This window comes from Mesorhizobium sp. M7A.F.Ca.US.002.01.1.1 (assembly GCF_004022955.1).
Lineage (GTDB): Bacteria > Pseudomonadota > Alphaproteobacteria > Rhizobiales > Rhizobiaceae > Mesorhizobium > Mesorhizobium ciceri.
Genome location: NZ_RZQE01000782.1, coordinates 1 through 1,827 on the forward strand (window position 1 = coordinate 1; position 1,827 = coordinate 1,827).

The 1,827-nt window shown below is 68.3% G+C and carries 1 pseudogene; it reads left to right on the forward strand.

Features of this window, described 5'->3' with window-relative positions:
• Positions 1 to 1,827: pseudogene (locus tag EN932_RS38280) on the forward strand (hypothetical protein); the annotation flags it as partial.

Consider the following 1,827-nt stretch of genomic DNA (forward strand, 5'->3'; position numbering starts at 1 on the left):
ACCAGGAACTGGAGCGCCAGGCGCTCGCTCTTCACCGGCTGACCGACGAAGCGGCCTTGGCGGCTCGGGCGCTTCCGGGCGCCCAAGCCGCCGTCAACGCGCTCGTTGTGAAGGGCGGCAGGCCCGATTTCGGCGAAGGCGCCGCCATGCAGGCGGACCTCATCAAGAACGCCGGCACGCTCTACCAGCTCAAGCGCGACCAGGAAGTGGCGCTCGGCCGCATCGGCGCCCGATCGCCGCAGGAACTGGCCGACGCCGCGCGAGCTGCGGAGCGGGCAAAGCCGTTCACGGGCGAAAGCTTCACGGTCCGGCAGCTGCGCGAGGAAAGTGCCGCGGCTCTGGCGGCTGCCCAGGCGCAGCATCAGCTCAGCGAAGCCCAGCAGCAACGCGCGCGGGATCTGCAGCAGACGATTGCGGGCGCGCGGGTCGATCTCGACCTGGTCGGGCAGACCACGGCGGCCACGGAGGCCTATCGCCTCGAAAGCCAGCTGCTGGCACAAGTGCAGGAAGAGGCGGCGCGCAATCACGTCGCCGTCGACCAGGCCGAGATCGCCAGCATCCACCAGAAGGCAACCGAATACGGCAAGCTGCGCGCCCTGCAGCAGGCGCGGGACACGATCCATGGACAGGTCGAGGATCTGGAGGTGCAGCGCGCCGAGCTCGCCCTGGTCGGCGCCAGCAAGCTTGCCCACGACCGCATCATCGCTGCCCTGAAGACAGAGCAGGAGATCCGCAGGCTCGGCATCGATGTCTACGGCCAGGAAGCCGAGGCCATGCGCGCCAACACGGCAGCCGCCGCCGCGCTGGCCGATGCGACGGCACGGGCCAGCCTGCAGCAGCAGCTCCAGTTCGACCGCGACCAGATGTTCCGCTCGCCGACAGAGCAGAACGTCGCCTCGACGATGCGCGGCGCCGGCCTCGACTACGATCCCAACTCGGCGATCGCCCAGCAGATCCGCTACAACGAGCAGCTCAAGACGACCAAGGCCGCCTGGGAAGACATCTTCTCGACGGTCAGCGACGGCATAGACGGGATCAGCGACGCGCTGTTCAGCGGCGGCTCGATCGAGGATGCCATCAGGAAGGCCGGCCAGCAGCTCGCCAAGACGATGTTCGACATGGCGGTGACCAACCCGCTGAAGAACTGGCTGACCGGCGGCAATTTCAACACGATCGCGGATCTCGGCATCTTCGGCTCCGGCGCATCGAGCGGCAAGGGCGGCGGCTTCGGCGGTGTGCTCGGCCAGATGCTGGGCGCCCAGAAGGCCGTCGCCTCGATGCAGGTGCAGGCCGCCAGCGTTTTCATCAACGGATCGCCCCTCGGCGGCATCCCCGGTCTTCCTGGCGCCGCCAACGACAATGGCGGCGGCGGCATCCTCGGCTGGGTCAAAAGCCTGTTCAGCGGAGCGAACGACAATCAGCCGTTTAAGGCCGACACCACGCTGACCGACTTCCTCGGCGGTGGCGGCGGCCCGAACACGGCGGCGACGGCCGCCAAGCTGCTCAGTGGGCTGGGTTCGCCGCTCGGTGCCTCAAGCGCTGTCAGCAGCATCGCGGCATCCGCCGCCGGCGGCGGTTCGGTCGTCTCGATGATCCGCGAGGCTGCGGCCCGCGAGGGCATCGATCCCGACATCTTCCTGCGCGTTGCAAAAGCCGAGGGCGGGCTCAGCGGCTTCATCCAAAGCAGCGTCATTAAAAACGGCATCAGGGAGCCCTCGTTTGGGCCGATGCAGCTGCTCAAGGGCGGTCCCGGTACCGGCTTCCCGCGCGGCCTCGGAAACGCCTTCCAGGAGCAGACCGGCCTTGACCCGGCCGACCCTGCAAACA